The 24222-nt window shown below is 66.0% G+C and carries 27 protein-coding genes and 2 tRNA genes; 14 read left to right on the top strand and 15 right to left on the bottom strand.

Features of this window, described 5'->3' with window-relative positions; all coding sequences use genetic code 11:
• Window positions 1–14: 14 nt before the first annotated feature.
• On the top strand, window positions 15–794 hold the full coding sequence (locus JWQ90_RS27275) for an exodeoxyribonuclease III (protein WP_299698239.1): 780 nt from the start codon (window positions 15–17) through the stop codon (window positions 792–794).
• On the opposite strand, the gene JWQ90_RS27270 is transcribed toward JWQ90_RS27275, so the two are convergent.
• From JWQ90_RS27270 to JWQ90_RS27215, 12 genes are all read right to left on the bottom strand, one after another.
• Window positions 775–2097: an MFS transporter gene (locus tag JWQ90_RS27270; RefSeq protein ID WP_299698238.1), complete on the bottom strand. Its 1323-nt coding sequence runs from the start codon at window positions 2095–2097 to the stop codon at window positions 775–777. The two genes, JWQ90_RS27275 and JWQ90_RS27270, sit on opposite strands and share 20 nt — an antisense overlap.
• 84 nt (window positions 2098–2181) lie before the next feature.
• Window positions 2182–2760, bottom strand: coding sequence for a peroxiredoxin (locus JWQ90_RS27265; protein ID WP_299698237.1), 579 nt, complete (start codon window positions 2758–2760; stop codon window positions 2182–2184).
• A gap of 41 nt (window positions 2761–2801) precedes the next feature.
• Window positions 2802–3449: a GNAT family N-acetyltransferase gene (locus JWQ90_RS27260; protein ID WP_299698236.1), complete on the bottom strand. Its 648-nt coding sequence runs from the start codon at window positions 3447–3449 to the stop codon at window positions 2802–2804.
• A gap of 50 nt (window positions 3450–3499) precedes the next feature.
• Window positions 3500–3793 carry a DUF6763 family protein gene (locus JWQ90_RS27255; protein ID WP_299698235.1) on the bottom strand — a complete coding sequence of 98 codons (294 nt, stop codon included), beginning with the start codon at window positions 3791–3793 and terminating at the stop codon, window positions 3500–3502.
• Window positions 3794–3882: 89 nt separating this feature from the next.
• Window positions 3883–4809: a phosphoribulokinase gene (locus JWQ90_RS27250; protein ID WP_299698234.1), complete on the bottom strand. Its 927-nt coding sequence runs from the start codon at window positions 4807–4809 to the stop codon at window positions 3883–3885.
• A 126-nt stretch (window positions 4810–4935) separates the two neighbouring features.
• Window positions 4936–5658 carry a tRNA (guanosine(46)-N7)-methyltransferase TrmB gene (gene trmB, locus JWQ90_RS27245; protein ID WP_299698233.1) on the bottom strand — a complete coding sequence of 241 codons (723 nt, stop codon included), beginning with the start codon at window positions 5656–5658 and terminating at the stop codon, window positions 4936–4938.
• On the bottom strand, window positions 5651–6259 hold the full coding sequence (locus JWQ90_RS27240) for an FMN-binding negative transcriptional regulator (protein ID WP_299698232.1): 609 nt from the start codon (window positions 6257–6259) through the stop codon (window positions 5651–5653). Before JWQ90_RS27240 ends, trmB begins: the two co-directional genes overlap by 8 nt.
• Before the next feature lie 18 nt (window positions 6260–6277).
• Window positions 6278–7090, bottom strand: a complete 813-nt coding sequence (locus JWQ90_RS27235; RefSeq protein WP_299698231.1) for a thiazole synthase — start codon at window positions 7088–7090, stop codon at window positions 6278–6280.
• Window positions 7091–7105: 15 nt separating this feature from the next.
• Complete coding sequence (gene thiS / locus JWQ90_RS27230; protein ID WP_299698230.1) at window positions 7106–7309, bottom strand: sulfur carrier protein ThiS; 204 nt, start codon at window positions 7307–7309, stop codon at window positions 7106–7108.
• A 44-nt stretch (window positions 7310–7353) separates the two neighbouring features.
• Window positions 7354–7427, bottom strand: a tRNA-Gly gene (locus JWQ90_RS27225).
• Between the two features lie 291 nt (window positions 7428–7718).
• The gene (locus JWQ90_RS27220; protein ID WP_299698229.1) at window positions 7719–7943 is read right to left on the bottom strand and encodes a hypothetical protein; all 225 of its coding nucleotides are present in this window, start codon (window positions 7941–7943) and stop codon (window positions 7719–7721) included.
• Window positions 7944–8002: 59 nt separating this feature from the next.
• A complete protein-coding gene (locus JWQ90_RS27215; RefSeq protein ID WP_299698228.1) occupies window positions 8003–8617 on the bottom strand; it encodes a glycine zipper 2TM domain-containing protein in 615 nt (204 codons plus the stop codon).
• 371 nt (window positions 8618–8988) lie between these two features.
• Between JWQ90_RS27215 and JWQ90_RS27210 the strand changes: the two genes are divergently transcribed.
• From JWQ90_RS27210 to JWQ90_RS27195, 4 genes are all read left to right on the top strand, one after another.
• Window positions 8989–9549: a thioredoxin family protein gene (locus tag JWQ90_RS27210; protein WP_299698227.1), complete on the top strand. Its 561-nt coding sequence runs from the start codon at window positions 8989–8991 to the stop codon at window positions 9547–9549.
• A 164-nt stretch (window positions 9550–9713) separates the two neighbouring features.
• Window positions 9714–9953: a FeoA domain-containing protein gene (locus tag JWQ90_RS27205; RefSeq protein WP_299698226.1), complete on the top strand. Its 240-nt coding sequence runs from the start codon at window positions 9714–9716 to the stop codon at window positions 9951–9953.
• Window positions 9953–11785: a ferrous iron transporter B gene (locus JWQ90_RS27200; RefSeq protein ID WP_299698225.1), complete on the top strand. Its 1833-nt coding sequence runs from the start codon at window positions 9953–9955 to the stop codon at window positions 11783–11785. The genes JWQ90_RS27205 and JWQ90_RS27200 overlap by 1 nt, the downstream gene beginning before the upstream one ends.
• On the top strand, window positions 11782–12069 hold the full coding sequence (locus JWQ90_RS27195) for a DUF6587 family protein (protein WP_299698224.1): 288 nt from the start codon (window positions 11782–11784) through the stop codon (window positions 12067–12069). Before JWQ90_RS27200 ends, JWQ90_RS27195 begins: the two co-directional genes overlap by 4 nt.
• Window positions 12070–12203: 134 nt before the next feature.
• Here JWQ90_RS27195 and JWQ90_RS27190 read toward each other — a convergent pair whose 3' ends face one another.
• A complete protein-coding gene (locus JWQ90_RS27190) occupies window positions 12204–13445 on the bottom strand; it encodes a cytochrome c peroxidase (RefSeq protein ID WP_299698223.1) in 1242 nt (413 codons plus the stop codon).
• A 182-nt stretch (window positions 13446–13627) separates the two neighbouring features.
• On the opposite strand from JWQ90_RS27190, the gene acpA reads away from it, so the two are divergent.
• The 7 genes from acpA (at window position 13628) to JWQ90_RS27155 (ending at window position 20836) form a co-directional block, all read left to right on the top strand.
• A complete protein-coding gene (gene acpA, locus JWQ90_RS27185; RefSeq protein ID WP_299698222.1) occupies window positions 13628–15298 on the top strand; it encodes an acid phosphatase in 1671 nt (556 codons plus the stop codon).
• Window positions 15299–15451: 153 nt separating this feature from the next.
• Window positions 15452–17245: a PDZ domain-containing protein gene (locus tag JWQ90_RS27180; protein ID WP_299698221.1), complete on the top strand. Its 1794-nt coding sequence runs from the start codon at window positions 15452–15454 to the stop codon at window positions 17243–17245.
• 95 nt (window positions 17246–17340) lie between these two features.
• Window positions 17341–18006, top strand: a complete 666-nt coding sequence (plsY, locus tag JWQ90_RS27175) for a glycerol-3-phosphate 1-O-acyltransferase PlsY (protein WP_299698220.1) — start codon at window positions 17341–17343, stop codon at window positions 18004–18006.
• Window positions 18003–18950, top strand: a complete 948-nt coding sequence (locus tag JWQ90_RS27170; protein WP_299698219.1) for a biotin--[acetyl-CoA-carboxylase] ligase — start codon at window positions 18003–18005, stop codon at window positions 18948–18950. Before plsY ends, JWQ90_RS27170 begins: the two co-directional genes overlap by 4 nt.
• A complete protein-coding gene (locus tag JWQ90_RS27165; RefSeq protein WP_299698218.1) occupies window positions 18950–19684 on the top strand; it encodes a type III pantothenate kinase in 735 nt (244 codons plus the stop codon). Before JWQ90_RS27170 ends, JWQ90_RS27165 begins: the two co-directional genes overlap by 1 nt.
• 152 nt (window positions 19685–19836) lie before the next feature.
• Window positions 19837–20625 carry a hypothetical protein gene (locus tag JWQ90_RS27160; protein ID WP_299698217.1) on the top strand — a complete coding sequence of 263 codons (789 nt, stop codon included), beginning with the start codon at window positions 19837–19839 and terminating at the stop codon, window positions 20623–20625.
• 136 nt (window positions 20626–20761) lie between these two features.
• A tRNA-Thr gene (locus tag JWQ90_RS27155) sits at window positions 20762–20836 on the top strand.
• Window positions 20837–20876: 40 nt separating this feature from the next.
• Here the strand turns inward: JWQ90_RS27155 and JWQ90_RS27150 are convergent.
• A complete protein-coding gene (locus JWQ90_RS27150) occupies window positions 20877–21128 on the bottom strand; it encodes a hypothetical protein (RefSeq protein WP_299698216.1) in 252 nt (83 codons plus the stop codon).
• 116 nt (window positions 21129–21244) lie between these two features.
• Between JWQ90_RS27150 and JWQ90_RS27145 the strand changes: the two genes are divergently transcribed.
• Window positions 21245–21913, top strand: coding sequence for a hypothetical protein (locus JWQ90_RS27145; RefSeq protein ID WP_299698215.1), 669 nt, complete (start codon window positions 21245–21247; stop codon window positions 21911–21913).
• Between the two features lie 97 nt (window positions 21914–22010).
• On the opposite strand, the gene JWQ90_RS27140 is transcribed toward JWQ90_RS27145, so the two are convergent.
• Window positions 22011–22208 carry a hypothetical protein gene (locus JWQ90_RS27140; RefSeq protein WP_299698214.1) on the bottom strand — a complete coding sequence of 66 codons (198 nt, stop codon included), beginning with the start codon at window positions 22206–22208 and terminating at the stop codon, window positions 22011–22013.
• 86 nt (window positions 22209–22294) lie between these two features.
• Between JWQ90_RS27140 and JWQ90_RS27135 the strand changes: the two genes are divergently transcribed.
• Window positions 22295–24169 carry an ATP-binding cassette domain-containing protein gene (locus tag JWQ90_RS27135; RefSeq protein WP_299698213.1) on the top strand — a complete coding sequence of 625 codons (1875 nt, stop codon included), beginning with the start codon at window positions 22295–22297 and terminating at the stop codon, window positions 24167–24169.
• Window positions 24170–24222 lie beyond the last annotated feature (53 nt).

Below are 24222 nucleotides of genomic sequence, written 5' to 3'. Positions count from 1 at the left end.
GCAAACTTCCGTCAATGAAAAGAATCATCAGCCTCAACTGCAACGGCATCCGCTCCGCGGCCAACAAGGGCATGTTCGACTGGCTCGCCGGGCAAAAGGCCGACGTGCTCTGCCTGCAGGAGATCAAGGCGCAGCCGGCGGATCTGGAAGGCCTCGACACGTTTGCGCCCAAGGGCTGGCACGTGCATTTCAACAGCGCTTTGCGCAAGGGCTACAGCGGCACCGCGATCTATTCGCGCGCCAAGCCCAACGCGGTGCTGACGACGCTGGGCGCGACCGAGTTCGACGACGAGGGCCGCTATATCGAGGCGCGCTTCGGCGAGCTGTCGGTGGTGTCGCTGTACCTGCCGTCGGGCTCGGCCGGGCCGGAGCGGCAGGAGTCCAAGGACCGTTTCCTCAAATTCTTCGAGCCCAAGCTGCGCGAGATGATGGGCGAGGGCCGCCAGTACGTGCTGTGCGGCGACTGGAACATCGCGCATACGCAGAAAGACCTGAAGAACTGGCGCTCCAACCAGAAGAACTCCGGCTTCCTGCCGCACGAGCGCGCGTGGATGACGGACGTGTTCGAGAACATCGGCTGGGTCGACGCCTATCGCGCGCTGCATCCGGACGCCGAGGGCGAGGGCTACACCTGGTGGTCAAACCGTGGCAATGCGTTCGCCAACAACGTCGGTTGGCGCATCGACTACCAGCTGGCGACGCCGGACCTGCGCGACAAGCTCCGCGCCGCCCAGGTCCACACGAGCACGCGCTTCTCGGATCACGCGCCGCTGATCATGGACTTCGATCTGTAGCCTCGGAATCGTGCGACAGGCTTTCGTCGATCAGGCCGGTGCGGCTCATCCAGACGTAGAGCGCCAGGCCCGGCAGCGCGACCAGCGTCGTCAGCAGATAGAAGTTCACGTAGCCCATAGCCTCGATCAGCCGGCCCGCGGTGGTGCCGGTCAGAAACTTGCCGACGATCGACGCGGCCGCCGACAGCAGAGCGAATTGCGTCGCGGTGAACGACAGATTGCACAGCGCCGACAGGTAGGCAACGATCGTGACGCCGCCGATCCCGCTGGACACATTCTCGAAGCCGATCGTGAACGCGAGCAGGCTGCTGCTGTGCCCGATCGCTGCCAGCAATGCGAAAGACAGATTCGAGACCGCCATCAGAAACAGGCTGATCGTCACCGAGCGCTTCAGGCCAAGGCGCTCGTACAGGATGCCGCCGATGAAGATGCCGACCAGATAGGCGATGAAGCCGAAGCCGACGTCGTAGGTCGCGATCTCGTCGTTGGTGAAATGCAGATCGTCGAGCAGCAGGCGCACGGTCAGGTTGGCCAGCGTGTCACCGATCTTGTGCAGCAGCACGAAGGCCAGCACCAGGAACGCGCCGCGGCGCCGGAAGAATTCGCTCAAGGGCCCGACGACGGCGCCGACCGCCTGTTTGAAATTGCGCACCGGCGCGGGCTCGTGATGACGCGCGGGTTCGCCGAGCCACCAGCCGGTCAAGGCCGCGGGCAGCACGAACAGCGCGCACAGGCCGTAGGCGAGCCCCCAGCCGGCGCGGCTGGCGACGACCAGCGCGAGCGCCGCCGCGCAAACCGATCCGATGCGCCAGCCATATTGCGACATGCCGGAGCCGACGCCGAGTTGCCGCGGCTGCAGCGTTTCAATCCGATAGGCGTCGATGACGATGTCGAACGTCGCGCCGGCGAAGCCCAGCGCAATCGCGGCGAAAGCCACATTCATCAGGCCGGCTTTCGGGTCCAGCGAACCGAGCCAGATCACGCTGGCCGCGACCAGCAGCGACGACAGCCACAGCCAGGACACGCGCTGTCCGTAGCGGTTCAGTCCCGGCAGCCGCGCACGATCGACGATCGGTGCCCACAGGAACTTGAAGCTGTAGACCAGAAACGCCAGCGAAAACGCGGTCACGCTTTTCTTGCTGATGCCGTCCTGCGCCAGCCGCGTGGTCAGCGTCGCGCCGATCATCGCGTACGGAAAACCGGACGACATGCCGAGAAACAGCGCCGCCAGCGCTTCGCGTTCGAGATACGGCGCCAGCATTGCCCGCCATCCGGTCGCGGGCGCCATTTGGGAAGTCGTCATGGCCGCATGCTACCCGGCCGCAGCGGTTCACGGCAGCCCCGATTGAAACGGCGTGTCGGCAATCCCTTGCCGACGTACGACGGCTTATTTGGCTGCCGATAATTTCTGCACCGCCACCAATGCCTGCTCGACATTCGCCGCCGGCGCCATGCCGCCGACCACGCTCGCGATCCGGCCGTCGGGCTTGATGATGAAGGTGGTGCGCTCGGCGAAGCCGTGGCCGATTTCGGCGCCGCGCGAGTCCTTCTGCCCGAGCTTGCCGTCAGCGACGCTCAAGTCGAAGGACTTCGCGATCTTGCCGTCGGCATCCGATGCGACCGGGAACTTGCCGGCGCAGTACGCCGGATCGGCCGAGAAATCATTGAGCCTTTGAATGCTGTCGAGCGACACGCCGATGATCGTCGCGCCGGCGGCAGCGAACTTGTCGCTGTTGACCGCGAACGTATGCGCCTGGACGTTGCAGCCGCCGGTGAACGCCGACGGATAGAAGTACACGACCACCGGGCCCTTCTTCAGTGAATCCTTTAGCGAAAAATCGAAAGCCTTGCCGGCCAGCGAAGCCTGCGTCTTGAAATCGACCACGGCGTCGCCTTCCTTCAGGGCAGCGACGGCGGGCAGGGCGATCGCGTTTGACAGCAGAACGGCCAGCATCAAGCGTTTCATCGTGGAATTCCTGGGTTGATATGGTAGCGGTTCGTGGGTAATCAGGCCGCGGGAGGGCGGCCGAGCTTGAGCATGATTTCGGAAAACCGCCGGCCGATGCTGGTGGTATCCGGCACATCGCGAGCGCGATGATAGACCGGTAGCGACCAGCGCTCGATGTTCTCCGCGCGGCCTTCGAATGTACCGCCCAGCGCCTTGATCTGCCCGATGAAGCGCTGGTTGTCACGCAGCATGTCGTAATAGAAGCGGCGAATGCTGGCGCGATGCGCGGTCAGATGCAGGCAGGCGTGCAGCAGCATGCCGGCGCCGCGGCCCTGATATTCCTCGAGCACGGTGATCGCGACATCCGCCGATCGGCGATCACCATTGATGCGCTGGTAACGCGCCACGCCCACGCCAGGCTCCCTGGGCCGCTCGCGATTCATGCAGCCCCAGGCCGCGCGATCGATCGGGTCGAGGCGGGTGAATTCGGCGATCTGGTTGTCGGTGAGATCCTTGACGTCGGCGAGGAAGCGTCGGCGCCGTGCGAGCTGTGACATCTGCTCGAAACCGGCGCGTAGCCGCTGCGCATCTTCGGGCTGCAGCGGCCGCACCTGTACCGGTGTGCCGTCGTCCAGGCGGAACTTGAACTCTGGCCGCAGACGCGGCGTGCGGAAGGTTTCCAACCACCGCGACGGCCCAGGCATCATGGCTTCCTTTATCCGCGGCGGCGGAGTTTTTGGGGCGCTGTCGCGAATCGCTACCGCGAATCGATGTACAGCCGTTTGAAGGCGTCGTCGTCGCCGGCGGTGGCGATCCCGTCGATCACGCGATCTTCGGTATCCAGATCCAGCGCGCCGGAGTAGTCCTCGGGCGCGGCGCAAGGCACTGCCTCCAGTTCGATCCACGCGTCGAACTCGACTTCCTCGAGCGCGCCGTCGAAGTGCTGTACCAGCACGATCTCGCTGGCCACATCCACGCCCACGATTTCGAAAGTGTTGCCGGCCGACTCGTACCAGTCACCGGGGTTCATTTCCTGCAGCCATTGCGCCATCGCCGGTCTCCCGTGCAGCTCATGTTTTGCCTAAGGAGCCTCTGACGAAGTTCCGTGTGCCCTACTTCTACGCCGCTGCGGCGTATGCTTCAAGCCGGAGCGATGTCCGGCGGTAGCGGGTTCTGAGACGCCGCCGCGTCGATGGCCTGCGCGCGCCGCGCCAGCAGGCTTTGCAAGGCCGGCATCAGGATCGCCTCCATCGCGGTTTCGATCTGATCGCCCGGCACGACCAGGGTCTGGGCATTGGATCGGAATGCGCCCGGAATCTGGAATTCATAGCGATCCAGGTCGGCCGACAGCCGCGTGTGCTCGTTGAAATGGATCACGACCAGGCTCTCCTCGTTGCCCGGAATCTCGCGCACGACGAAGGGGTTGGAGGTATCCACCAGCGGCACGCGCTGAAAGTTCACGTCGGTGCGCGAGAACTGGGGTGCGATGTGATTCACGTAGTCCGGCATGCGCCGCAGGATCGTGCTGGTGATCTCCGAGGGCGTGCTGCCGCGTTCGTCGTTGTCGCGGCGGATTTTCTGGATCCATTCCAGGTTGACGATCGGTACCACGCCGACCAGCAGGTCCATATGCTCGGCGATATTCGCGTCTTCACCGACGTAGCCGCCGTGCAGGCCTTCGTAGAACAGCAGGTCGGTGTCCGGCGTGATCGGCATCCACGGCGTGAACGTGCCGACGCTCTGGCGCACCGCCTGGGCTTCGGCCTCGGTGTGCAGATAGCGCCGGCTGATGCCGGTGCCGCTGTGGCCGTATTCGCGCAGCAGCGTCTCGAGCCGCATCAGCAGGTTGCCGGCCGGGCCCAGCAGCGAGAAATGTTCGCCGCGAATGCGCGCCCGCGCGATCGCGCGGCGGTTGCCCTCGCGGTCGTAGGCGTGGAAGGCGTCGCCCTCGACGATCGCCGGCCGGATACCGAGCGTCGCGCACATCCGGTCGAAGGCCCGCACCGCGGTGCTGGTGCCGGCACCGCTGGACCCGGTGACGCCGATGATGGGATGCCTGGCTGTCATTCGACCTGAGATGAAAAATAAAACATGGCTTCGCAGTCGGCGCGAAAGTCACAGCTTCAGAGCGGCCTACGCGCTTTACATATCACGCCCGCCGGCGAGCGGTCGATGCGGTACGGAACCCGGCTTTTAGCGCCGGCGCAGCAACAGGTCGTAAACCTCGTGGCCGAGGCGCTCGCCGCGCGCCTCGAAGCGCGTTTTCGGCCGCGTTTCCGCGCGCGGCGCGTAGCCGCCGTTGGGTGCCAGGTTTTCCAGCTCCGGCACGCCGCGAACCACGTCGAGCATGTGCCGGGCATACGGCGCCCAGTCGGTCGCCATGCGCAGCAGGCCGCCGCCGGCGAGGGCGCGCGTGATCAGCGGCATGAAGTGCGGCTGCACCAGGCGGCGCTTGTTGTGGCGGCTCTTGTGCCAGGGATCGGGGAAATAGATCACCACCTCGGCCAGCGCGCCGGCGGGTATCCAGTCGCGCAGCACTTCGACGGCATCGAAGCTTGCGACGCGCAGATTGCTAAGGCCGAGTTTCGAGGCCTGCATCATCACGCGGCCGCAGCCGGGGCGATGCACTTCCACGCCGATGAAATCGTGCTGCGGCTCGGCCGCCGCGCGCGACAGCAGGTGGTCGCCATTGCCGAAGCCGATCTCGAAAACCCGCGGCGCCATCCGGCCGAAAATCGCGGCCAGATCCAGCGGCGCCTGTGGTACGTCGATGCCGTAACGCGGCCAAAGTTCGTCGAGTGCGCTGCGCTGGCCGTCGGTCATGCGGCCTTCGCGGCGCACGTAGGAGCGGATGCGGCGCGGCGGCGCGGCGGTGTCGCCGGTTTCAGATTCGGGTGGCCGCCGCGGCTCAGACATGAAGGTTCTTCTGCATCATCCATTGGGCGACGCCGGCGGCATCGCTGAGCGGGCCGGTCTGGGCGGCGAGCAGGCCACCGATGACGCTGCGCCTATCGTCCGCGGTCTTGTTCTGGCTCATCTTGAACTTGGCATCGCAGGCCGCGATCGGCATCCGGAACGCGACGATGCCGGGCAGCAGCCGATCGATCGTGATCTCGCTCGCGCGCCAGTCCGGATCGAAAGCCCGGGTCAGTTGCAGCAGGCTGTTCTTCGAATCCGCCTCGCCGAGCAGGGCCGGCCGGCCGCTGACGTGAACCGTGGCGTAGTTCCAGGTCGGAACGCTGTGCGCGGGTTCGGCGTACCAGCGCGGCGACACGTAGGCATGCGGGCCGTGAAACACCGCGATCGTCGATCCCCGGCCGAAACTCTGCCAGTGCGGATTCGCCCGGGCGAGATGGCCAATCAGCACATCGCCTTCGAGCAGCAGAGGCAGATGCGAAACCTGCGGCTCGGCGCCATCCACCGCGGTGATCAGCGTCGCGAACGGGTGCGCCGCGATCAGCGCAACCGCGGCCGCGCGATCCGCTTCCGCGAACGGCGCGGGCGCGTAGAGACTCATGCGCAGCTCATGCCCGCTTCACGCCTGCGACAGGCCATCGAGCGGCGACGAGGCCGATGCGTACCGGCGGCGCGGCATGCGGCCGGCCAGATACGCTTCGCGCCCGGCGACGATCCCGTGACGCATCGCGCTGGCCATCAGCACCGGGTTGCGCGCTTCGGCGATCGCGGTATTCATCAGCACGCCGTGGCAGCCCAGCTCCATCGCGATTGCCGCGTCGGATGCGGTGCCGACGCCGGCGTCGACGATGATCGGCACCTTGGCGTTCTCGACGATGCTGAGGATGTTGTAGCGGTTCTGGATGCCCAGTCCCGAGCCGATCGGCGCCGCCAGCGGCATCACTGCAACGCAGCCGATTTCTTCCAGGCGCTTGCAGATGATCGGATCGTCGCTGGTGTAGACCATCACGTCGAAGCCGTCGCGGACCAGGATCTTCGCCGCCTCGAGCGTCGCCGGCACGTCCGGGTACAAGGTCTTGGCGTCGCCGAGCACCTCGAGCTTGACCAGCTTGTGGCCATCGAGCAGCTCGCGTGCAAGGCGGCAGGTGCGCACCGCGTCGTCGGCGGTATAGCAGCCGGCGGTATTCGGCAGCAGCGTGTAGCGTGACGGCGAAATCACGTCGAGCAGGTTGGGTTCGTTCGGGTTCTGGCCACCAGATGTTTGAAAAAATGGCGTGCGCCGCACCGCGAGCGTGACGATCTGCGCACCGCTGGCCTCGATCGCCGCGCCGGTCTGCTGCATGTCCTGATATTTGCCGGTGCCGACCAGCAGCCGCGAGGAATACTGGCGGCCGGCGATGGTCAGCGCGTCGGGAATGATGGATGCGTTCATTGCGTGTGCGGCCGCTCAGCCGCCTCCGATGGCCTGCACGACTTCGACGTGATCGCCGGCATGCAGCAAGGCGCTCGCGAACTGTGAGCGCGGGACAATCTCGCCGTTGACTTCGACCGCGAGCCGCTTGCCGGCCAGGTGCAGCTGCTGCTCGATCAGCTGCAGCACGCTGCACCCGCCGGGCACTTCGCGAGGCTGGCCGTTGAGCTGGATGATCATGGTCGGAAAACGAAAAAGCGCGCTGGAAAGACACCGTGAGGCGTTGGAGCGGGTGACGGGAATCGAACCCGCGTAAGTAGCTTGGGAAGCTACGACTCTACCATTGAGCTACACCCGCATCGCGCCATTGTAGCGGGGGGCGGCCGGCTCGTTAAGTCTTGGGGGCACGCCAGAAAACGCACATGGAAAGCCCCGTGTTCCTTGCGGACCTGCCGACGGACCCTGAACCCCTGCGTAGGCTGGGATGGAGCGAAGCGCAATCCCAGCACGGCGGCCTGAATCCAGCGCTGGGTTTCCGCTGCGCTGCAACCCAGCCTACGGGTGGGTCGGGCTCTCGGTTCATGGAAAACGCACACGGCAAAAGGCCCGCGTGCTGCGGGCCTTTGCGTTCTGCCTCTGCTGCGGGCTTTCAGATCAATTCGCGGGCCCGGCGTGGGCCGACGCGGCGCTCGTCCGGGGTCGGCGGCCCCAGGTCCTCGCGGCGGCGATCCAGGCGTTCAAAGTCGCGTCGGTCCAGCCGGGAGAACTGGCGCTTGGGCCGCACCTCATTGCGTGCGATCAAGCCGTACAGGAAGGCGACGACGCAGAGTGCGCCGACCGCCATCGTTGCAACGTCGATCAACCAGTTCAGCATCGCCCTCTCCGTCTGTCACTCGCGCCGATCGGCTAGCGCGAGGCAGACCGACGACCGACTTACCGCAGCTGCAGGTTGTTACCGTCAACGCGAACCGCGGTGCCGACCTGGATGCCGGCCGCGCTGTCGACCTTCACCGTCTGATAGCTGCCATTGTCCATGCGCACACCGACTTCGTAATACGTCGTCGAACGAGCGCTTCTTTCCACCTGATGACCGGCGACACCGCCCAAAACCGCACCGCCGGCCGTGGCGACGTCCTTGCCTTTGCCGCCGCCGAACTGGTGGCCGATGACGCCGCCGAGTACCGCGCCGGCAACCGCGCCCAGACCCGTGCCTTCACCCTTGGCGCGGACCTCGTTGATCGAGGCCACCGTGCCGCAGTCGCTGCAGACCGCGACCGGCGGCGGCGCCGACTGCTGATCTTCGGCACGCTCCTGGCGCGCAGCGCGTTCGGCACGAGCCGCTCGCGCCTTGGCTGCATCGAGTTCGGCCTGCTTCTTGGTTGCCGCGTCCTGGGCCGCAGCCAGATCGGCCTGGGCCTTTTCGAGTTCCTGAGCTTGGGTAGCGGCCTGATCGGCCGCTTCTTGAGCTTCCTTGTCGGCCGGCGGGGCGCAGGCAGTCGTCAACAGGGTGAGAGCGGCCAGCGCGGCGCAGAGCGTTTTGTTGTTCATGGATGTCTCTTGGACGTGAAACAGGTGGGAAGGCTGAAGAACGGCCGGGTTTTGAACCCGTCCGTTTAACGTTGTGTAACAGCGCCTCTATCTTTACCGGGCAGGCTGAACGACGCCTGAGTATGACGTCGCAAAATGCTTGTTATCAATATTTAGTTATAGGTGAATTGTACTATATAAAATCACTACATCTGCCAGCGGCGCCGCAACGGCGAAGCCAGCGGCAGCCAGGCGCGCACCTTCGCCGGGCCGGCGCGCGCTGAACAGGGTCGCCACGCTTGATCCCCGCGGCAGCGCGGCGAGATCGGTGCTGGCAGCGTGTTCCGCGGATCGGTGACACTCGGCGGACGCCCACTACAACGGCAAACCCCATGCCTCGCGCCGAATCGACCTTCAGCCTGCCACGCGGGATTGCCGCGCCGGATTTCGTGCTGCCCGACACCGTCAGCGGCGCGTTGCTGGATCTGCACGTTTGGCGGGCCCAGCGCGTGACTGTGCTGATGTTCATCTGCAATCACTGCCCTTACGTGCTGCACATCCTCGAGGCATTGCTGCAGCGCGCCCGCGAATACCAGGCACGCGGCGTGGCGTTCGCCGCGATCAGCAGCAACGATGTCAGCCGCTATCCGCAGGATGCGCCGGACGCGATGCAGGCGCTCGCCGCGACGCGTGGCTTCGGCTTTCCGTATTTGTACGACGAGAGCCAGAGCGTGGCGCGCGCTTATCAGGCTGCCTGCACTCCGGATTTTTATGTGCTCGCCGCTGACGGCAGGCTGGCCTGGTCCGGCCGCTTCGACGAATCCACACCCGGCAACGGCAAGCCGGTTACCGGTGCCGACCTGGCCGCCGCGCTGGACACAGTGCTGGCCGGCCTCGAATGCGATCCGCAGGCCCGGCCGAGCATCGGCTGCAGCATCAAGTGGAAAGCCTGAGCGGCTCGTAGGTCGGCAATCCCTTGCCGACGCGGGTCTTCGATGCGCAATCGGGGCCTCATGTCGGCAAAGGCCTGCCGACCTGCGGGATCAATGCTCCATACCACCCGGTCACATCTGCTCTATAATGGGAATAATTCTCATTCTTTAAGAGCTCGCGCTCGATGCGCTTGTCCGAACTGTCCCGGGATGTGCCGGCCGTGATACTTGCAGTGGACGATGTTGCCCAGCCCGATCCGATCGCCGGCCGCCTGCGCGATCTGGGCTTCGTTGCGGGCGAGGCGGTGCGCGTGGTGGCCAACGGCCCGTTCGGTGGTGATCCGATGCTGATCCAGATCGGCTTCACCCAGTTCGCGCTGCGCCGTGCCGAGGCCGCGCGAGTCCAGGTCGAGCGCAGCGTCTGATGGACACACTGCGCATCGCACTGGTCGGCAACCCGAACTGCGGCAAGACCGCGCTGTTCAACCAGCTGACCGGCAGCCGCCAGAAAGTTGCGAACTACGCCGGCGTCACCGTCGAGCGCAAAGAGGGCCGCTATACCTCGGCTTCGGGCCGGCTGGTGCAGGTGCTGGATCTGCCGGGTGCCTACAGCCTGGCCGCGACCAGCCCGGACGAGGCGGTGACGCGCGATGTCTGCCTGGGCCGTTTTGCCGGCGAGCAGCGGCCGGACCTGCTGGTCTGCGTCGTCGACGCGACCAACCTGCGCCTGCACCTGCGTTTCGTGCTCGAGTTGCAGCAGCTCGGCCTGCCGATGGTGGTGAGCCTGAACATGGCCGATGCCGCCGCGCGCCGCGGTATCGTCATCGACCGCGAAAAGTTGCAGCAGATGCTAGGCGTGCCGATCGTCGAAACCGTCGCGGTGAAGCGCGGCGGCGCACACCGCCTGCTGGCCCAGCTCGACGCAGCGCTGCCGGCGCTGCCGGTGCCGAGCGTGCAGGGCACTGATGCTCACGCCAAGGTCGTGCGCCTGCTCGCCGCCTGCGTGACGATGCCGCGGCGCATCGCCGAGTTCGATGCCGCCGCCGATCGCGTGCTGCTGCACCCGGTGTTCGGCCTGGCGATTCTCAGCGTGCTGATGTTCCTGATGTTTCAGGCGGTGTTCTCCTGGGCTGCGCCGCTGATGGACGGCATCGGGGCGGTGATGTCGGCGCTCGGCGGCTGGGTCGGCGACGCCATGCCCGAGGGTCCGCTGCGCAGCCTGATCGTCGATGGTGTCATCGCCGGCGCCGGCGAGGTGCTGGTGTTCCTGCCGCAGATCCTGATCCTGTTCCTGTTCATCCTCGCGCTCGAGGAGTCCGGCTACCTGCCGCGCGCTGCCTTTCTGCTCGACCGCCTGATGGTCGGCGCCGGCCTGACCGGCCGCTCGTTCATCCCGCTGCTGTCGAGTTTTGCCTGCGCGATCCCCGGCATCATGGCCACGCGCAGCATCCAGGACCCGCGCGAGCGTCTGGCCACGATCATGGTCGCGCCGCTGATGACCTGCTCGGCACGCCTGCCGGTGTACGCGCTGCTGATCGGCGCCTTCATTCCGCGGCGCGACGTGTTCACGGTGTTCAATCTGCAGGGTCTGGTGATGTTTGGCCTGTACTTCCTTGGCATCGTCTCGGCCGCCGCCGTCGCCTACGTGATGAAGGCGTTCAAGCGCGATGTCGCCGAGCAATCACTGCTGATGGAGCTGCCCTCGTACCGGCTGCCGCACTTGCGCGATCTCGCGATCGGCCTGTGGGAGCGCGGCTCGATCTTCGTCAAGCGCGTCGGCACCATCATCCTGTCGCTGACCATCCTGCTGTGGTTCCTGTCGAGCTTCCCGGCGCCGCCGGCCGGGCATGTCGGCGATGCGATCGACTTCAGTTTCGCCGGCCGCATCGGCCATTGGCTGCAGTTCGTGTTCGCGCCGATCGGCTTCAACTGGCAGATCTGTGTCGCGCTGATTCCGGGGCTCGCCGCGCGCGAAGTCGCAGTCGCGTCCCTGGCCACGGTGTACGCGCTGTCGGCCACCGGCGACGCCGCCGGAGCCGCGCTGTCGCCGATCATCGCCGCGCAATGGTCGCTGCCGACCGCGCTGTCGCTGCTGGCCTGGTACGTGTACGCGCCGCAGTGCATGTCGACGCTGGCCGTGATCCGCCGCGAAACCAATTCCTGGAAGAGTGTCGGCATTGCCGCCGGCTATCTTTTCGGGCTTGCGTATCTGGCGTCGTTCATCACCTACCAGCTGGCGAGGGCGCTGGGCGCATGACGACTTCGGTGCTGCTGCAGAGCTTGATCGTCGGCGTCTGCGTCGTGGTCGCCGGGCTCTACATGCTCGGCCGGTATGCGCCGAAACTGGTGTCGGTGCCGCGCCAGTGGCTCGCGCGGCGGCTGGAACAGCGCGGCCATGCGCGCGTCGCGTCGCTGGTGCAGCCTTCGGCAACATCCGGCGGCGGCTGTCATGGCGGCGGCGACGACGCCTGCAGCAGCTGCGGCAGCTGCGCCACGACCGCGAGCAAGGAGCAGCCGCTGGTGTTTCATCGCCGGCGCTGATATCCCGCCGATGTAGGTCGGCAATCCCTTGCCGACGTGCAAAATCGATTTGAAATCGGGGGCACGCGTCGGCAAAGGATTGCCGACCTACATTTCGTATCGACGCTGCAGTCTTCGTTTCACATCGATACACATCAGGGCGCCTTGTAGCCATCGCTCAGCGTGCCGAGGAATGCGATCAGATCGTCGATCTCGGATTCGCTCAGCGCGGGCTTGCCGCCGGGTTTTCCGCCGAAGGGCGGGTCCATGTTGACGTTGCCGCGGTAGGCTTCGGGCAGATCGTCGAACTGGCTCGGCTTGCCGTCGCGGTCGCGCGGATAGAAGTGCTGCGGCTGCACGTCGCGCCTGGCGTAGAAATCCACGGCTTCGCGCAGCGTGGCGTAAGCGCCGTTGTGGAAGTAGGTTTTGCGCAGCGCGACGTTGCGCAGGCTCGGCGTGCGGAAGCGGCCGCAGTATTCGGCGCGATCCGCCAGATCCTTGCGCAGCGGCCCGCACAAGCCGAGATCGTGAAAGCCGGCATCGCCATTCGCCGGGATGCCGGCATTGCGCGGCACGCCGAGCGCGACATAGCCGAAGTCGGTGAACGTCGGAAGTGCGCCGCTACGAATGCGGTTCGGGTGGCAGCTCGCGCAGTTGCCCTTGTCTTGCGCCTCGAACAGCTTCAGCCCGCGCAGCTCCTGCGCGCTCAGTTCGACCTGATGCCGCAGAAAGCCGTCGTACTTGCTGTCGTAGGGATAAAAGTCCGCCGGGCTTTGCTGGAACACCTCCAGCGCCAGCAGCGCGGCACGCCAGGCGCGATCGCCGTCGTCGAAAACATCGTCGCCGAAGGTATCGCGGAACTGCGCGGCATACGGCGCCGCGCGCAGCTTGGCGACGACCGCCGCTGCGTCTGCGTTGGCCATCTCCTGCGCCGACAGCAGCGGCAGCATCGCCTGCTCGTGCGCCGAGTGCGCGCGGCCGTCCCAGGTGCGGCCGCCGGCCGCGCCCTGGTCCAGGCTGTCGTCGTCGTCTTCCTCGTAGTAGTGCTCGGTAAACGGTGGCACGCTTTGCAGATAACGCAACGACGGCGCCGCGCGAAAACCGGTCTGTAATTGATCGGCGCCGCCGAACCGGACCGGCTGCGAATCCGGCGGCCCGTAGGCCTGCGCCGGATCGTGGCAGCTGGCGCAGGCGAGCTTGCCCGAGGCGGACAGCGAGTCATCAAAAAACATCTCGCGGCCGAGTGCGGTCATCGCCGGAACTTCGGGCTTCTTCGAGAATTTCTGCGCATAGAAAGCCTGGTCGGTGGCGCTTGCCTTGGCTTGTTCTGCGACCGGTGGTTTGTCGGGAGTGCAGGCGGCCAGAACCAGCAGCGTGGCGATCACGTATCGTTTCATCAATGCATCCGTAGCAGGCCTTTATTACGCTGCCATGTCGACATCATTTAGACGAGGCACGGTCTGAAAAGGGCTTGAAACAAGCCGAAACATAGCCACGCAAAAATTACACGCAACCGTCATCAAGGGCGGAAAAAATGACGGACTGTCGCCACCGATCGCCACGCAGGGAAGCCCCCAACATGCAAAAGCTCTACCCCCGGATGCGCCAGCTGGCGCCGCTGGCCTTGTTCGTCGCTATCGGCGCGGCCACCACGATCGTTGCCTGCAACGGCAGCAACAACAACGACGGTGCGCCCGACGAGGCGGCGGTGACCAGCGCACTGCAGGCGCAGGTCAAGAACATCGTCGTCATCTACGCGGAGAACCGCAGCTTCGACAATCTCTACGGCACTTTCCCCGGTGCCAACGGCATCCCCGGCGTCAACAGTACCGCGACCGGCAGCTACGTGGTGCAGACCGATCGCGATGCCGCGTCGACGGTGCTGGCCAGCTTGCCGGCGGTGTGGGGCGGGCTGACCGCGGCGGGCCAGTATCCGGTGGTCACGCAGGCCGACACCACCAACAAGGTCAGCAACAAGCCGTTCATGATCGACCAGACGTATCCGGTCGACGAGTCGGTGGTCACGCGTGACCTGTACCACCGTTTTTACGAAAACCAGATGCAGATCGGCAGCACCGGCGCGCGCGACAACAGCAAGTTCGTCGCCTACGCCGACGCCGGTGGTCTGGTGATGGGCTACTACGACGGCAGCCGCATGTCGCTATGGAGCCTGGCCCAGGACTACGTGCTGGCCGACAACTTTTTCCAGGGTGCTTTCGGTGGCTCGTTCCTGAATCACCAGTATCTGATCTGCGCCTGCGCGCCGCAGTATCCGAACGCGGACACCGCGCCGGCCAAGCCGACGATCACCGTGCTCGACACCGACGCCAGCGGCGCCTATCTGCCGACGCTGACGATCAATGCGACGACCTCGCCCGCCTCGGCGCTCGACGGTCCGCCGACTTTCGTCACCAGCGGCAACATCGCGCCCAAGGATTACTTCGGCAGCGGTGACGGTTTCCGCGCGGTCAACACGATGCAGCCGCCGTATCAGCCGAGCAGCAACGCGCCGGCGAGCGACGACACCACCAAGCTCTATGCCGACACCAGCAAGCCGAACACGCTGCCGCCGCAGACCCAGACCAACATCGGCGATCTGCTGACGGCCAAGAGCGTGAGCTGGGCCTGGTACGCCGGGTCCTGGGATGCCACGCTGGCCACCGCGACCACCGACCGCGCCGCGATCAGCGCCAATCCGCCGAACTTCCAGTTCCATCACCAGCCGTTCAACTACTACGCCGAATTCGACCCGGCGACGCACGCGGCCGATCGCGACGCGCACCTGAAGGACTACAAGGATCTGGTCACCGATGCCGCCGCGGGCACGCTGCCCTCGGTCACGTTCTACAAGCCGCAGGGCAACCAGAACCAGCACCCCGGCTACGCCAACGTCGCCGACGGCGACGCGCATATCGCCGATCTGGTGCAACGCCTGCAGGCCAGCCCGCAATGGGCCAACATGGTGATCGTCATCACCTACGACGAGAACGGCGGCTTCTGGGATCACGTGCCGGTGCCCAAGGGCGATCTGCTCGGCCCAGGCACGCGCATCCCGGCGCTGATCATCTCGCCGCTGGCGAAGAAGGGCACGGTCGATCACACGCAGTACGACACCGCGTCGATCCTGCGCCTGATCACCCGCCGCTTCGCGCTCGACGCGCTGCCGGGCCTGGCCGCACGCGACGCCGCGCTGGTTGCCGGTGGCGGCAAGGCGATGGGTGATCTGACGCCGGCGCTGGATCTGAAGTAGTCCCTCTCCCGGCCCTTTGGGCCACCCTCTCCCCGGAGAGGGGACGACGAACGCTTTTGCTTTTCCCTCTCCTGGGAGAGGGTGTCGCGTGGCGACGGGAGAGGGTGTCGGGCGTAGAATCCAGGCTTCTTTTTCCGTTGTGGCTCAAACCCCTTGAACGCAGCCGTCCGCTTCACCGTGGTCCTCGCCGATCCGCGCGCACATCGTTTCGACATCCGCTGCCAGGTCGATGGCCTGCAAGGGCCCGCAACGTTCCGCTTGCCGGGCTGGATCCGCGGCAGCTATCTGGTCCGCGACTTCGCCAAACACATCCTCGATCTGCGCGCGACCCGCGGCGGCATCGTCCAGCGCATCGAGCGCATCGACAAGAACCGTTTCCGCATCGACGGTGCCGGCATCGTCGAGCTGCGCTACGGCGTCTATGCCTTCGACGAATCGGTGCGCAAGGCCTACCTCGACACGCGCCGCGGCTTCTTCAACGGAAGCTCCTTGTTCTACTGCGCCCAGGGCTGCGAGAAGTCGCGCTTCGAAGTCCGCATCGAGCGGCCGGCCGACGCGGTCTGCGCCGGCTGGAAGCTCGCTACCACGTTGACGGCCGAGGACGTGGATGCCGACGGTTACGGCCTGTATTCGGCGCCCGACTTTGAGACCCTGATCGACCACCCGGTCGAGATCGCGCCGTATCAGCGCTACGACTTCGATGTCGACGGCGTGCCGCATGCGCTGGTGCTGTCGGGCCGCGCCGAGCTCGATGCCGCGCGCGTGACCGCGGACCTTTTGAGGATCTGCCATGTCGAACGCGAGATGTTCGGCCAGCAGCCGGCGCGTGGGCCGGGCTTGGAGCAGTATTTGTTTTTGACCAATGTCGTGGCCGCCGGTTACGGCGGACTGGAGCATCGCAGCTGCACCGCGCTGATCTGCTCGCGCGGCGATTTTCCGCGCGCCGGCAAAGCGGAAATGAGCCGCGAATACCGCACGTTTCTGGGCCTGTGCTCGCACGAATACTTTCACCTGTGGAACGTCAAGCGCATCACCGCCGCGGCGTTCGCCGAATCCGATCTCGCGCGCGAGGCCTATACGCGCGATCTCTGGCACTACGAAGGCACCACTTCGTACTACGACGATCTGTTCCTGCTGCGCGCCGGCGTGATCGACGCGCCGACCTATCTGGATCTGCTGGCCGAGGCGGCGACGCGGCTGCAGCGCTCGCCGGCGAGGCTGGCGCACACGCTGGAAGACGCCAGCTTCGAAACCTGGATCAAGTACTACCAGCCCGACGAGAACTCGCTCAACGCCAGCACCAATTACTACGTCAAGGGCGCGCTGGTGTCGCTGTGCCTGGACCTGACGCTGCGCCTGAAATCCGCTGTGAATCTGGACGAGGTGATGCGCGCGCTCTGGGATCGCTACGGCAGCCGCGACATCGGCGTGCCCGAGCAGGGCCTGGCGACGCTCGCGCAGCAAGTCAGCGGCCTGGACTTGAGCGCGTTCTTCGAGATGGCGTTGCGCAGCACGGCCGAGCTGCCGCTGGCCGAGCTGCTCGCCGAATTCGGCGTCAGCGCGATGCTGCGCGCGTCGACTTCGGCGATCGACGAAGGCGGCCGCACCGCGAGCCGCAGCCAGGGCCTGTGGAGCGGCCTGCGGCTGCGTCCGGGCGAAGTGAGCGTCGCCGCGGTGCTGTCCGACAGCCCGGCGCTGCGTGCCGGTTTGTCGGCCGGTGACCAGCTGGTCGCGATCGACGGCCTGCGCGTAACTGCGCAGAACTGGACACGCCGGCTGGATGCCTGCGATGCCGGCCGCGAGGTCCGTGTCGACTATTTCCGCGGCGAGGAACTGCTGTCGACAACACTGGCGCCGCTCGCCGCACCGCTGGATACCTGGACGCTGACGCTGGAAGAAGTCGAAGGCGAGAAGCTGGAACGTCGCCGCCAATGGTTAGCCGTGTAGGTTGGGGTGAGCAAAGCGAACCCCAACATCGGCGCGGAACTCATGTTGGGGTTCGCTACGCTCACCCCAACCTACGTTGCGATCGTAATGCCCCGATGTTCGAAGCCCTGACCAAATTCCTGCTCGCCTACGCCATCGGCAACCTGATGGGCGGACAGATCGTCGGCTGGCTGCGCGGCGGCATCGACTTGCGCCGTCTCGGCAGCGGCAATGTCGGCGCGACCAATGCGCTGCGCACCCAGGGCGCCGGCTTCGCGCTGTCGGTGCTGCTGATCGACGTGCTCAAGGGTGTGATCGCCGCGCGCCTGGTGCCGATGATTCCATGGCCCTTGGGCGTGGGCGCCGGCCTGCCGCGCGAATGGCTGGGCTACCTCTGCGGCGTCGGCGTCGCGCTCGGCCACTGCTATCCGGTCACGCTGGGTTTTCGCGGCGGCAAGGGCGTGGCGACACTGGCCGGCGTATTCGGCGCGCTGATGATCGCGGCGCTGCCGTGGATGCTGCTGGTGTTCGCGCTCGTGGTGATGATCAGCGGCTACGTCAGCGCAGCGACCATCGGCGCCGCGATCACCGTGCTGTTCTATGCAATCGTGATCGATGCTCACCCGCTGCACACGGCGCCGGTGATCTTCACCATCGCGATGTCGCTGCTGGTGCTGTTCAAGCATCGTCAGAACATCCGCCGGTTGTGGTGCGGCGACGAGCATCGCTTCGAGAAGGCACGTGTGCTGGGCCGCCTGATCGACCGGCGCAGCGACTTATGAACGAAAGCCTGCTAGCCACGCTGGCCGACGGTGTCTGGCATAGCGGCGAGGCCTTGGCCGTGATCGCCGGCATCACTCGCGCCGGTTTGGCCAAGCGCGTCGACAAGCTGCGCGAGCTTGGCCTCGACGTCGAAGCGCGCCAGGGCCTGGGTTATCGCCTGGCGCAGCCGCTCGAGCGTCTCGACGCAGCCTCTCTGCAAGACGCCGCGCCATCCGGCTTGCGCGTCGCCGTGGTCGACAGCACCGACTCGACCAACCGCCAGCTGCTCGACGCGCCGGCCGCAGAAGACCCGCAGGCGCTGTTCGCCGAATACCAGACCGCCGGCCGCGGCCGCCGCGGCCGCGTCTGGCGCTCGCCTTATGGCGCCAACGTCTACCTGTCGCTGGCCTGGTCGTTCGCGGCCTGGCCGCCGCAGCTGACCGCGCTGCCGCTCAGCGTCGGCGTGGCCTGTGCGCGCGCGCTGCGCGACGCCGGCCTGGCGCGCGCGCAGATCAAATGGCCGAACGATCTGTGGGTCGACCGGCGCAAGCTAGGCGGCATCCTGATCGAGCATCGCGGCGAAGCCGGCGGCGCCTGCCGCGTCGTCGTCGGCATCGGCATCAATGTCGCGATGTCCGGCGCGCAGGCCGACGGCATCGACCAGGCCTGGATCAGCCTGGATGAGGCGCTAGCCGCCAAGGCCTCGCGCAACGCGCTCGCCGCCGCGCTGCTGCAGCGCCTGCACGCGGTGCTGAGCCGCTTCGAACACGAGGGCTTCGCGCCGTTCGCCGCCGAGTGGAATGCGCTGGATCTGACGCGCGATCAGCCGGTGCGGATCAGCGGCACCGCGCCGATCGACGGCATTGCCCGCGGTGTCGATGAGATCGGCGCGCTGATCATCGACGGCGCCGATGGCGAGCGCCGCGCCGTGCATTCCGGCGACGTCAGCCTGAGGCTGGCCTGATGTCCGGCCTGCTGCTGCTCGACATCGGCAACAGCCGCATCAAGGCCGCTGTGGCGAGCGACGATGGTGCGCTGCAAGTGCTGCCCGCGCTGGCCCATCAGGCCGATGCCGCTTCGGCGCTGGCCCGCATCGCCACCGATGCGCCGACCCAGCTGTGGATTTCGCAGGTGCTCGGCGCCGCCGCCGAAGCGTCGCTGATCGCCGCTGTGCAGGCGCGCTGGAATCGGGCGCCGCATTTTGCCCGCGCGACCAGCGAATTCGCCGGCCTGCGAAGTGGTTACGGCGAACCCGCGCGCCTCGGCGTCGATCGCTGGCTGGCGATGCTCGCTGCGCGCTCGGAGTCCTTGGGCGCAGTGTTGGTGGTCGATGCCGGCACCGCGCTGACTGCCGACCTGGTCGATGCCAGCGGCCAGCACCGTGGCGGCTTCATCGCCGGCGGCCTGCTGACCGCGCAGCGCGGCGTGCTGGGCGCCACCCGCTTTGCGACGCGCGACACCGGAGCCGGTTACGACGGCGGCCTGGGTCTCGACACCGAGGCCTGCGTACGCCAGGGCGCGATGCTCGGCTGCCTCGGCGCGATCGACCGCGCCGCCGATCTCGCCGAAGGCCTCAGCCGCCGCATGATCACCGGCGGCGACGCCGAGATATTGCTGCCGCATCTGAAGGGCGCCTGGCAGCACCGGCCTAATCTGGTGCTCGAGGGCCTGCTGATCATGGCCCGGCACACAGGCTGAAAGCGGCTGCGGATCGGAGCCGTTACGGGCTTTGCACGGAGCGATGTTTGCTTGGTTTTCCCGACCACGGATTGGGGGATCTCATGCGCTATCGGACGCTCGCAGTGTTTTTTTGCACGCTCGTCGCCTGCCTGCCATTGCCGCCGGCGGCAATGGCCGCGCCGCCCCCGAACGACACGATACAAAACGCCGCCGTCGTGCCCGCGGTGCCGTATTCGGCGGCGGTGAATCTGCCGGAGGCGACCACCAGCCCCAGTGATCCGGTCAACTGCATGGACGCGTCGCTGCAGAATTCGACGGTCTGGTATCGGTATACGCCCGATGCCGCCGGTTCGGTCGACGCGTCGATTGTTCCCGACGCCAGCCTGACGCCCTACATCGGCGTCTATACCGGGACGCCCGGTGCGCTGGAGCCGGTCAAATGCCAGGACTTCTATACCGAGCCCTACAACACCACGCGCTTCCCGGTATCGGCGGGCGTCGGCTACTACATCGAGGTCGGCTCGGTGTTTCAGCTGGCGCCCTATGAAACCGGAACCTTCCAGCTGGTCGCGTCGCCGCCGCCGATCGCGGGCTCGCTGACGGTCGCGCCACAGGCGACCACCTACAACCAGCTCAAGTTCGATCCAGAGGGTGGCTTCTTCGTCGTCCACCACGTCGTGATCAATCTGCAGCTCAGCTGTGCGGCACCGATCAGCTCGATCCAGATCAACGCGACGGTCAACCAGGACGATCGTTCAGTCAGCGGCAGCGGGTCCACGTCCTGCGCCAGCGGCAGCGCCGCGATGCAGCTCGATCTGGCGCCGGTCGGCCCCTACGGCGGCGACAGTTTCAACCCCGGCGCCGCCACGGCAAGCGTCACCGCCTACAACTTCGACCAGAACTACAGCCAGACCGTCACCGACGCGCCTATCGTGATTTCGATCAGGCGCAAGAGTTAACTTCCGGCCACAGCCCGCAATGCCCGGCGAACCGCACAACCGCGGACAATGAGAAACCGGGCGCCCACAGGCGGCTGGCAGCGACCCCGCACACCGTTTAGACTGCGCCCCGCTCGGGGCTCAGTCCGAGTAGGGCGCCGGGTTAGCACAGTGGTAGTGCAGCGGTTTTGTAAACCGAAGGTCGGGGGTTCAAATCCCTCACTCGGCACCATATCGATCGGAAATGGCTCTCCGATCGCCTGGCTGCTTGCTTATGCGTCCTTGACGCCGCTGACTTTCTTGGCCTGTCCCAGCAATTTCTGACAGCCCTTCTCGTCGCCCTTGTCGGCCTGTTCCACCGCCAGTGTGATCTGTTTCTGCGCCTGTTCCTTTTTCGCGGCGTTGGTCACGGCGGAAACCTGGGGTTCGATCTGCTTGACCTGGGTGACGCAGTCGGCCAGCGCCGGCTGGACGGTGGTGGCGAGCAGGGATGCCGCAACCAGCAACGGAAAGCGAATTTTCATGATGAAGCTCCTGTCTCAACGATGGCCCAGCCTGGGAGCACATCTTCCCTGCTTGTTTTTTAACCTACGCTGACCGAAGCGCTGGCCGCGCGATGCGCATTTCTGAGGGCTGGACAATGGATGGGCGAATTTCCAAGCGCATGGCGATGGCGGGCCTGGGTCTGCTGACGCTGCAGGCCTGCACCACGATCCAGGACGTCTCTGAATCCCGCGACGGCGAGCGCTATGCAGCCGGTACCAGCGCCAGCGCGCGCGTCGGCGAGGTGATGCTGGACCGCTACCGCTATTCCGCCGCGCCCACCGCCGCTCCGGTCACCACGATTCCGGCCGGCGACGGCCGCTTTGAAGTGCGCTCCGGCTATCGGCTGACTGCGCGCCGCATCGACGGCGAACTGGCGTACTGCACGGCTATCGACACCAACTTCGCCTGCTTCTACGACAACGACAACGACGGCAGCTTCGACCACGAGCTGGTCACCAACCTCGGCATCGCCAGCAGCAAGCGGCCGCTGTTTCCGGCCGTGGCCTATACCAAGGGCGAGGGCAGCCTCGCCAAGGGCTTCAAGTCCGAGCTGGTGTATCTGGGGCGCAGCGACGACGTGATCAACCTGCGTTACCTCGACTACACCGACGACCTGACACAGCCGAGCTACTCGCAGGAGCTGAAGTACACGCTCGACCCGAAGGCGCCCACCGAGATCAGCTTCCGCGATGCGCGGCTGAAGGTGCTGTCGGCGGATAACCTGGGCATCCGCTACGAGATCCAGAGCAACTTCAGCAACTGATAACGATCCCCGCGTAGGTCGGCAATCCTTTGCCGACGTGTGCTCTTCAATGCGTAATCAAGGCCTCACGTCGGCAAGGGATTGCCGACCTACGATGCTAGCGCTGATCCTTGTCGAACATCTTGCCGATCGCGGCCAGGAAGCTCGATCCCAGGAACACCACGCCGCAGGTCGCCAGGCTCTTCCACATGAATTCGTTGCTGTGGCTGAGCCAGATCATCGACAGCGCCAGGCCGATGGCGACGATCACGCAGATCAGGCAGATGCCGAAACAAACCTTGTTCAGAAAGCTCATTGCGAGTGCTTATAAGCAGGGGCTCGGGCGCAGTCTATAGGCTGACCGGCTAGACTGGCCGCCCTTTGCCGCCGTTGCCGTGCCTCATGTTGCTGACTCTGCGCGACGTTTCCCTGAATCTGGGCAGTACCGTTTTGCTGGATCACGCCGGTTTTTCGCTCGACAAGGGCGAGCGCGTGGCCATCATCGGCCGCAATGGCGCCGGCAAGTCCACGCTGATGAAAGTCATCGACGGCGAGGTCGCGATCGACAGCGGCGAAATCGTCCGCGCGCAGAGCCTGCGCATCGCGCGGCTGGTGCAGGAGGTGCCGGCCGGCACCGACGGCAAGGTGTACTCGGTGGTCGCGCAGGGCCTGGGCGTCGCCGGCGCGCTGATCACCCAGTATCACGAGCTGCTGGAGGCCGAGCGCTTTGATGAGCTTGGCGACGTGCAGTCGAAGATCGAAGCCGTTGACGGCTGGACCCTGGACCAGCGCGTGTCGGAGACCATCTCAAGGCTCGATCTGCCGGGCGAGGCGATCTTCTCCAGCCTGTCCGGCGGCCTCAAGCGCCGCGTGCTGCTCGGCCAGGCGCTGGTGCAGCAGCCCGACCTGCTGCTGCTGGACGAGCCGACCAACCATCTCGACGTCGAATCGATCGCCTGGCTGGAAGAATTCCTGGTCGGCTATCCGGGCGCGATTCTGTTCGTCACCCATGACCGCGCCTTTTTGCAGCGGCTGGCGACGCGCATCCTCGAACTCGACCGCGGCATGCTGACCAGCTGGCCCGGCGACTACGAAAACTATCTGCGCCGCAAGGAAGAACGCCTGCACGCCGAGAGCCAGGAGCGCGCGCTGTTCGACAAGCGCCTGGCGCAGGAAGAAGTGTGGATTCGCAAGGGAATCCAGGCGCGGCGGGTGCGCGACCAGGGCCGTGTCGAACGCTTGATGGAACTGCGCAGACAGTTCAGCGCGCGGCGCAATGCGCCCGGCCAGGCGAAGATGCTGATCCAGGAAGCCGACCGCAGCGGCAAGCTCGTCGCCGAGGCCGAAGACGTTGCGTATTCGTACGGCGAGCGGCCTATCGTGCGCGGCCTGACGACGACCATCATCCGCGGCGACAAGCTCGGCATCATCGGCCCCAACGGCGCCGGCAAGACCACGATGATCAACCTGCTGCTGGGGCGGCTGCAGCCGCAGAGCGGCCACATGAAGCACGGCGCCAACCTGCAGATCGCCTACTTCGACCAGCTGCGCGGCGGCCTCAACGAGAACGCCTCGGTGGTCGACAACCTCGGCGACGGCAAGGATTACGTCGAGATCGGCGGCGCGCGCAAGCATGTGATGGGCTATCTGCAGGACTTTCTGTTCACGCCCGACCGCGCGCGTTCGCCGGTGCGTGCGCTCAGCGGCGGCGAGCGCAACCGCCTGCTGCTGGCCAAACTGTTCGCAGTGCCGTCCAACCTGCTGGTGCTCGACGAGCCGACCAACGATCTCGACATGGAGACGCTGGAGCTGCTCGAAGAACTGCTGATGGACTACGAAGGCACCGTGCTGCTGGTGTCGCATGACCGCGCGTTTCTGGACAACGTGGTCACGCGCTGCCTGGTGTTCGAGGGCGGCGGCCGCGTCAACGAATACATCGGCGGTTACCAGGACTGGGTGCGGCAGCGGCCGGCGACGTTCGGGCGCGCGGCTTCATCCAGCAACAAGTCGGCGCCCACGGCCGCCGCGCCGGTCGTCGCCAAGCTGACGATTGCGCGCTCGCTGAACAACAAAGAGAAGCGCGAGCTGGACGAGCTGCCGCAGAAGCTGGAAAAACTCGAGGCCGAGCAGACCAAGCTGGCCGACGAGCTCAGCGCGCCGGGCTTCTACGAGCGGCCCAAGGATCAGGTGCTGAAAGTGCAGAAGCGGCTGGATGAGCTGGCGAAAACGCTGGCGGTGGCCTATGCGCGCTGGGAAGAGCTGGAAGCGCTGAGGTAAGCCGTAGGTTGGGGTGAGCGCAGCGAACCCCAACATTCGTCCGCGCCCCTGTT

The organism is Hydrocarboniphaga sp. (genome assembly GCF_028291725.1).
In the GTDB taxonomy this organism is placed as follows: domain Bacteria; phylum Pseudomonadota; class Gammaproteobacteria; order Nevskiales; family Nevskiaceae; genus Hydrocarboniphaga.
The sequence above is the reverse complement of the archived record's forward strand: the minus strand, read 5'-3'. Positions and strand labels throughout refer to the sequence as shown.